Source organism: Clostridium sp. AF21-20LB, from assembly GCF_003478795.1.
Taxonomy (GTDB): domain Bacteria; phylum Bacillota; class Clostridia; order Lachnospirales; family Lachnospiraceae; genus Otoolea; species Otoolea fessa.
The window spans coordinates 1-8,323 of record NZ_QUGD01000040.1 but is presented as its reverse complement, the minus strand read 5'-3'; the positions used below and the strand labels follow the sequence as shown (position 1 = coordinate 8,323).

Genomic DNA, 8,323 nt, shown 5'->3' with positions numbered 1-8,323 from the left:
AAGAAAAAGCAATATGAGAAAACAGAATATTATCTCCAAACGAAAATTCCATATGGAAGTGTTCGGTTTGATAAAGGGCGTTTAGGAGAATTTTATTACATACAAATATACTTGCGATAATTATTGCTTTTCGATTTACTTCATAAAGAAAAAGCAATATGAGAAAACAGAATATTATCTCCAAACGAAAATTCCATATGGAAGTGTTCGGTTTGATAAAGGGCGTTTAGGAGAATTTTATTACATACAAATATTTGAAAACACTTGAAGGATATAAGAGATTTTTATTTAATGTTTATCTGCCAAAAGAGAACGGAGAGACTACAGAAATAGATGTTATTCTTTTACATGAAACAGGTATTTATGTATTTGAGTCAAAGAATTACAGTGGATGGATTTTTGGAACAGAAACACAACAATATTGGACACAGACGTTACCTGTTGGAAAAGGAAAATCGCAGAAAACGAAGTTTTTCAATCCGATTATTCAAAACAAAGTACACTTAAAATGGCTTCAGCAGTTCTTTGGTGCTGAGTCTCAATTACCATTTTATTCATACATTGTATTTAGTGATCGGTGTACTTTAAAGGAAATTACGTTGACTAGCGGGAATCATTTTGTTATTAACCGATATAATATTCTTACTGCTGTTCAAAGTAATGTTGTGCGTGTTGGAAAACAACTAGAGCAAAAAGAGGTTGATAGGTTATATGAAAAGTTGTATCCGTTCACTCAAGTAAGTGAAGCACAAAAATTAACACATATAGCAAATGTTCAACAGAAACATCAGACGGCTACGGCAAATACAGCGGTGATGCGATGCCCACGTTGCGGAGGTACACTTGTAATCCGAATTGCTAATAAAGGGGAACGGAAAGGAGAACGATTTTTGGGGTGTTCAAATTATCCCAAGTGTAGATACATAAAAAACTTATAAGGAAAATAAGTAAGTATAGAAAACTAATTTTGAATATAAGAAAAGTCGCAGTGTAAAATTCCGCTGCGGCTTTCTTTATGGAGAAAATTGGAATATGACGGCAAAAAGTGACGGCACTCTTCAAAAATGCCGTCAAAACCTGCCGTCAAATTCAAAAAAGTGACGGCAGAAAATGCCGTCATTCACAAAAAGCAGAAAATTGTGACGGCAAAAAGTGTCGTCAAATCCAAAAAGTGGCGGCAAAAAATGCCGTCATATATCAAAAGTGACGGCAAAATCTGCCGTCATTTCACATTATTAGGGGTTTCAGGGGCCTTTCCCCTGACCAGAGGCATTTTGACGGTGACGTCATAAATGCGTATCTGGCCGCAGACCCCTCATTTTCACGAAAATTCAATGATGCGAATGACACGCAAAACTGCGTGGTTTACAGCATAAAATTTTTAACCATAAGAATCTATACTGACCTTGTAATCAGCAAGGTATGAAAAGCGAAAATGAAACAGGCATAGGACGACTTGGGCAGAGAATATGCTGGGAATGAGGTGAGCATCATGGACAATCGACCAGAGGCAGAGCTGACAGTAGATCTTGAGCAGCTAAAGAAAATCGAAGAACTGCTTCCGGATACACAAAAAATAATTGCAGAAAAAGTGGGAGCTTTCGTGGAAAAGTCCGGTGTTTCTCCATACGCTCACATGAATGAAGGATATGCAGTGATTGTCAGATTGACTGGAGAAATAGATGCTACAGAAGCGATTCTGGATTATCTTAGAAAAAGAACGAAGCTGATATATTAAAATGCCTTGCAAAGATATAGGTTTTATGTTAACCTGAAGTCAGGGAAAATGAACATGATACATGGCTTCTGACTTCACTTCCATGAATACGCAGGTTAGGAGCAATGTAGAATGGAACAGTTACAAACGAATATGCCAGATATGTACGATGCGGCGCTGTATCTTCGCCTATCCAGAGATGATATAGAGGACGGGGGTGCAAAGATAGAGAGCGACAGCATTGCAAATCAAAGAGAGCTACTTCGGAGCTTTGTAAAAAGCCAGCCGGATATCCAGATCTTTGATATATATGTGGATGACGGATACTCGGGTGGAAATTTTGACAGGCCTGAGTTCAAACGAATGACAAAAGACATAGAGTCTGGAAAAGTAAATTGTGTGATCGTGAAAGACTTATCCAGATTCGGAAGAGAGTATATAGAAGCCGGGCGTTGGATTGAGAAAATCTACCCGGCTTTAAACGTGCGCTTTATATCTGTTACCGATCAATTTGACAGCAATACAGCGGATTTTTCGGAAAAATCTTTTGTAGTTCCGGTGAAAAATTTTTTAAATGAAAGCTATTGCAGAGATATTTCCGGCAAGGTACGCAGTCATCAGAAAATCAAACGGGAAAAAGGAGAGTTTATCGGAGCCTTTGCGCCCTATGGGTATCGCAAGGATTCAGAAAATAAAAATCGTCTTGTGGTGGACGCTGAGGCAGCAGATGTTGTAAGAAAAATATTTGCCTGGAAAATGGAAGGCTTCAGCCTCGGAGCCATAGCGGAAAAATTGAATGAACGGCAGGTTCTGTCACCCAAGGCGTATAAAAAGGCGAACGGAGAAAATTATAATTCTGGCTTTAGGGGGACAGATACGCCGAAATGGTCTGCAGTTCAGATTAAACGTATCCTGACCAATGAGGTTTATATCGGAAATCTGGTACAGGGTAGACAGGAACGAATCAGTTATAAAGTAAAGAAACGATTGAATAAACCAGAGACAGAGTGGGTCAGAGTGAAAGATACACATCCGGCCATTATAAAACAGAGCGAGTTTGAAGTGGTACAGAAGCTATTGCAATATGACGGAAGAGCGTCGAAAACAGCAGAGCATGCGAGTTTTTTCTCCGGCTTTGTCTTTTGTGGAGACTGCGGGACGCCGATGATACGTAGAGTAAATCGGTATAAGGACAGAGAAAAAGCATTTTATATCTGCCAGAGCAAGAACAAGGGCGGAGCTTGTACTAGGCATAGTGTTTCAGAAGAAGTGTTAAAGAAAATCGTGCTGAAAGAAATTCAGACGTATACGGCACTTTTTGCGGATTATGAAAGGATAATGGATGAACTTCAGAAAATGAAAATAGATTATGAGCAGGTCGTTCGTTATGATGCGCAGATAGCTAAATTGCAGTCGGAATACAGTAGATATTACGGATTGAGGGCGTCGCTCTATGATGATTTAAAAGACGGATTGCTTAGCAGAGAGGAGTTTGATGAATTTCGGGAAAGCTATGGAAAAAAGTGTGAAGAGCTGAACGGGAGGATCGAGAAGCAAAAAGAACTGGTAAAGCAGATGTTTGAAAATGGAGTGTCTGCAGCCATTCAGTTGGAAGATTGGAAAAAATCACTGGAAATCAAAGAGCTAGATCGAATCCTGCTGGCATTAACAGTAGATAAAATCTATATTTATGAAAACAAGCGGTTGGAAATCCATCTCCGCTATGAAGACATGATCGAAAAGCTGAAAATCATAAAACAATTTTATGAAATACAGCAGACAGAATGCGGAAAAGAGGTGGGATAAATGGGAAGGACAGCGCAAAGGTATAAGAAATTAGTAGAGAGGAAATCGGCACAAATTCCAGTATACAGGGCGGCGATCTACGCCAGATTATCAGTAGATAAGAATGAAAAAAAGGTGGAATCCATTGAAACACAGGTGGCTTTGATAAAGGAATTTATTCAGACCCATAATGCAAAAGCGGACAAAGAATATGAACTGGCTCTGTATGATATTTATTCGGACATTGGGAAAACTGGGACAAATTTTGAAAGACCGGGCTTTGAGCGGATGATGAAGGACATCAGGGAAAGAAAAGTAAATTGCATTCTGGTAAAGGACTTTTCTAGATTTGGGAGAAACTATATCGAAACAGGAAATTATCTGGAAAAAATACTGCCGTTTATGAAAGTGCGCTTTATTTCCGTATGCGATCAGTATGATTCATTTGCACCAGATTCAGAAAATCAGGATCTGACCATGAATATTAAAAATCTGGTAAATGATGCCTACGCAAAAGATATTTCGGCAAAGGAGCGGGCGGCCAAACGTATTGTGCAGAAAAACGGAGAGTACGTTGGGAGCAAAGCTCCGTACGGGTATCGTTGTAAGAAAGTGGATGGAAAGTACACACTGCTCATAGAACCGGAAGCGGCGAAGATTGTTCAGAGAATTTTTGAAGAATATGCAGCAGGTAAGAAGATTCAGCATATCATTGATGAATTGTATAAAGAGGGGGTGCATCGGATTTCTGATTATGACCAGTATCATCATGTATATTGCCAAGAAGGTGAAAAGCTGCACCAGTGGGGGAATTCCTCTATACGGGCAGTGTTAAATCGGAATAATTACTATGGAGATCTGGTTCAGCGAAAATATGAATCCAGATTTCAAAAAGGTGAAAAGGGATGCGAGGTACTGGATGAAAGGGAATGGATTATTACGCCTGCTGCACATGCTCCCATTATCAGTCGGGAATTATTTGAAAAGGCGCAGGAAAGGTTAAAGGCAGGTCAGGAAGCAAGAACTGTAGTTGGCTGGAAAAAAGATGAAAGAGCCTTTTACAATGTATTTTATTGTGGAGAATGCGGACGGAAAATGAGTACAAGCAGGTCGAATGGCAGTGTTTTCTATTTCTGCGGTGCGTCACGGTATCAGGACGAAAGAAAGTGCAACTATAAAAGCGTTTCCGAAGATAAGATACAGAGCATTGTTCATGCAGAATTGAACAGGCAGTTTCAACTATCGGGATTACAGAAAAAGAATATGGTTGCCATGAGCAAAACAGCTTTTCAAGCGAAAATTGTGCAGATTGAAAATGAGATAAAGAGAATGAATGTCGAAGCAGAGCGACAGGCCGAAAAATTCGCAGAGGCATTTATGCAGTATAAGGATGGAAACTTATCCAGAGAAGCATATATGGCGATGAGAGTAGAGCGCAATGATTGGAAAGTATTTTGTGATGAGAGAAAGAAAGCTTTAGAGCAAAGAAGGATAGAGATGCAGAAGCGGCAGAAGGAAGAAACGCGATTTTTGAAAAGCCTGTTAGATTTAAAAGGTACATCGAAAATCAATGCGGAACTTGCCGAGGCGTTGATTGAAAAAATCTATGTGTATGATGATAAAAGGTTAGAAATTCATTTTCGATTCAAGGGAGGCGTTGGCGTATGAGCGAGCAAAAATTTGTTATTGGATATTACCGCCTTTCCATGGAGGATGATTCCCAGAGAGAGAGTAACAGTATCATCAACCAGCGAAAATTGGTGAAAGATTATATTTCCCATAGTCCGGAGCTGGCCACTATGCCATTTCGGGAATTTTACGATGATGGATATTCCGGAGCCACGATGGAACGCCCGGCCATCAGGCAGGTGCTGGAGCTGGCTCGGAATAACCAGGTTCAGTGCATAATAGTAAAGGATTTTTCACGCTTTGCCAGAAACTATATTGAAATGGGAACCTACCTGGAGCAGATTTTCCCGTTTCTGGGGGTACGATTCATTTCTATTTCAGATCATTATGATTCCAAGGATTATCAGGGAAAAGGATCAGATTTGGAAGTGCAGTTTAAAGGGCTGGTTGCTGATTTTTATGTCAAAGACCAGTCTGCTAAGGTAAAAGCTGCGGTGAACACTAAAAGAGGCAGAGGAGAGTATTGCTGCGGTTCTGCTCCTTATGGGTATCGAATCAATCCGGAGAATCGAAAAGAATTACTGATTGTGGAAGATGAGGTAGAAGTGATACGCAGAGTCTTTGAATTGACCAATCAGCGCTATTCCAAGACAGAAATATGCCGCCTGTTTAATGAAGAAGGCATACTTACACCACTCCAATCCATGAGCAAACGCCAGAAGTCAGATAATAAAAAAGCATCCACAAGAGGCTTACAGTGGACGAGCGACATGATACGAAAAATCCTGAACGACAAGAACTATATAGGCTGCATGGTCTACGGAAAAACCAAAATCCCAGACCCGGGAACCGGAAAAGAAATACCTGTACCCAAAAGTGCATGGAAGGTGATAGAGGGTCATCACGAACCTGTCATATCCAGGGAAACCTTTGAAAAAGCGCAGGCTCTCCAAATTCGTCACACGAAGAAAAGTAAATTTGATAAAGAAACAACCTTACTGAGCGGTTATGTGAAATGCGGAAATTGCCGGAGAAGCCTGACGGGAAGCAAGAGACTGCACGGGCATGTGCTTTATAGTTGCGCGTATAGTCAGGGGAAGGAAGATACGGGGTGCTTTGCGGGGAAAGCGGATGACAGGATGCTGGAGCAAATTGTGTTGAGAGAGATAAAGGAGCATCTGCGGCGGGAGATTAGTCAGGAAGAGATGTGGGAGAGAGTAAAACGGCAGAGTGAAGAGAAGATAGAAGGGTATCAGGCGGAAAAAAAGAAATGTGAAAAGAGGCGGGAGGAGATAAAAGAGGAAAATCGGAGAAATTATGAGAGATATCGGGAAGGAGAGATGGAGAGGGAGGAGTTTTTGAAGGCTAGAGAAAGGTTAGAGGAAGAAAAAGGAAGATTAGAAGCGCAAGAACAAGAATTAGAAAAGTTAATATGTGGAGAAGAGAAGGTTGAGATGAGGAAGAATCTTTCAAGAGAAGAGAGGGAAGAATGCTGGGGGATAGAAAATTGACTAGGAATGTATTGAAGAAGTACGTAAAGGGAATATATGTGTATGACGATGGAAGGGTGAAAGTAGAATGGAAAGAGTAGCTGATTAAGTTAAGAATAATTTACGTGTAGACTTGCTATGAAAGAATCTAACAATTATAATAGAGACATAATGTATAGAAATAGGTGTAGCTAAGTATACTGGAGGAAGATAAGATGGACAATAAATTAATGGATTATCTCAATGGAGTAACGGTTCAGCAGTATAAGTCGGATATAGGATTTAAACATTGGTTGAAAGTGTAAATGATAATATGTATATTATTCCGAAATATCAAAGAAAATATCGTTGGAATAGAGAACAGGTAGTAAGTTTAGTTGAATCACTATTACGAGGATTACCTATCCCGCCAATTTATACATGTAGGAATGCGAATAATCAGTTGGAAATTTTGGATGGACAACAAAGAGTAATGAGTTTGTTTTTTTTATTATATAGGGTATTTTTTAAACAGAAAAAAAGAAAGTGCTATAAATTTTTCAGAAATAGAGGTCAATGAAGGAACTTTCGCAGATGCACTGATAAATCAGTTTCAAGTGGAAAAACTTCATGTTAATTTAAAAGATTCTAATGGGCAGGAGGTTAACGTAGATTATGCATCTTTGCCGATAGAAATTAAAAGAAAGGTGGATTATACGACAATTACTGTTATTGAAATAAAAATAGGACGGGAGGATAGGAGAGAAGAAGTCTTGCAAGCAATATTTGCCAATTTGAACAAAAATGGGTCAATTTTATCCAGACAGGAGCAACGAAATGGAATTTATATGTGCGAATTCTATGATATGTTACATGAGTTTAATAAAAAAAAATTTAAAATGGAGAAAGTTGTGGGGAAGAGAGCATGCAAAAGATCGAGATTTTGAAACACTTCTTCGGTTATGCGCGTTAAAAAAGAAAGTAAATTTAGAAAAAAATAAAAACAGTATACCTCAATTTGAGATAAGAGGATATTATAGTTCATATGCTGAAATGCTGGATAGATTCTCAAAAGAAGCCATTAGTTTTACAAAAGCAGAAATTAGTGAATACAAAAATAGCTTAGAAAGATTTGTGGAGTTGTTCGATATTAACGGGGTTTTGTCATCAAAAGTAGCTTTGATGGAAGGGTTTTATATTGTATTTGAGAAGTTGGGAATAAAAAAAGTGATTTCAAAAAAAGTAATTGAACAAGTTCAAAACTCAAACGGATATAAGAATAATAGTGGGCAGAGGACTGTAAATATAAAAAAAAATGAATGGAAGATGGAGGGCAGTATATGAAGTATGGAATGGACTCTCTGAATGAATTAGTGGAGATATTGCAACGGAAAAGATTGAAGTATAGGGATAATGTAATAATTGGAGATAATTCTAGCGGTAAGTCACTGTTATTAAAAATGATAATAGAAAACTATGGGGTTACAAATGACGTGTATTTTATTGACGCGGTTAATCGAGGCTTTAATACAGGAATGGTTATAAAGGAGGAGAAAAAGCCGGAGTACAAGCAAACAATTGTGAATACCAGAATAAAAAAAAGAATTTTTTAATTTGACGCGGTTAATCGAGGCTTTAATACAGGAATGGTTATAAAGGAGGAGAAAAAGCCGGAGTACAAGCAAACAATTGTGAATACCAGAATAAAAAAAAGAATTTTTTA

The 8,323-nt window shown here is 38.7% G+C and carries 7 protein-coding genes; all 7 read left to right on the top strand.

Annotation, left to right across the window (positions count from 1 at the left end):
* Nucleotides 1–254 precede the first annotated feature (254 nt).
* Entirely contained in the window at nt 255–938 is a 684-nt protein-coding gene (locus tag DWX76_RS13250) for a nuclease-related domain-containing protein (protein ID WP_118570857.1), read from the top strand.
* 554 nt (nt 939–1,492) lie between these two features.
* On the top strand, nt 1,493–1,738 hold the full coding sequence (locus DWX76_RS13240; protein WP_118570855.1) for a hypothetical protein: 246 nt from the start codon (nt 1,493–1,495) through the stop codon (nt 1,736–1,738).
* A 111-nt stretch (nt 1,739–1,849) separates the two neighbouring features.
* Complete coding sequence (locus tag DWX76_RS13235) at nt 1,850–3,523, top strand: recombinase family protein (protein ID WP_118570854.1); 1,674 nt, start codon at nt 1,850–1,852, stop codon at nt 3,521–3,523.
* Nucleotides 3,524–5,170 carry a recombinase family protein gene (locus DWX76_RS13230; protein ID WP_118570853.1) on the top strand — a complete coding sequence of 549 codons (1,647 nt, stop codon included), beginning with the start codon at nt 3,524–3,526 and terminating at the stop codon, nt 5,168–5,170.
* Nucleotides 5,167–6,642: a recombinase family protein gene (locus DWX76_RS13225; protein WP_412694080.1), complete on the top strand. Its 1,476-nt coding sequence runs from the start codon at nt 5,167–5,169 to the stop codon at nt 6,640–6,642. Before DWX76_RS13230 ends, DWX76_RS13225 begins: the two co-directional genes overlap by 4 nt.
* Before the next feature lie 795 nt (nt 6,643–7,437).
* Nucleotides 7,438–7,944: a hypothetical protein gene (locus DWX76_RS13855; protein ID WP_147353870.1), complete on the top strand. Its 507-nt coding sequence runs from the start codon at nt 7,438–7,440 to the stop codon at nt 7,942–7,944.
* On the top strand, nt 7,941–8,213 hold the full coding sequence (locus DWX76_RS13205; RefSeq protein ID WP_118570849.1) for a hypothetical protein: 273 nt from the start codon (nt 7,941–7,943) through the stop codon (nt 8,211–8,213). The genes DWX76_RS13855 and DWX76_RS13205 overlap by 4 nt, the downstream gene beginning before the upstream one ends.
* Nucleotides 8,214–8,323: the final 110 nt, after the last annotated feature.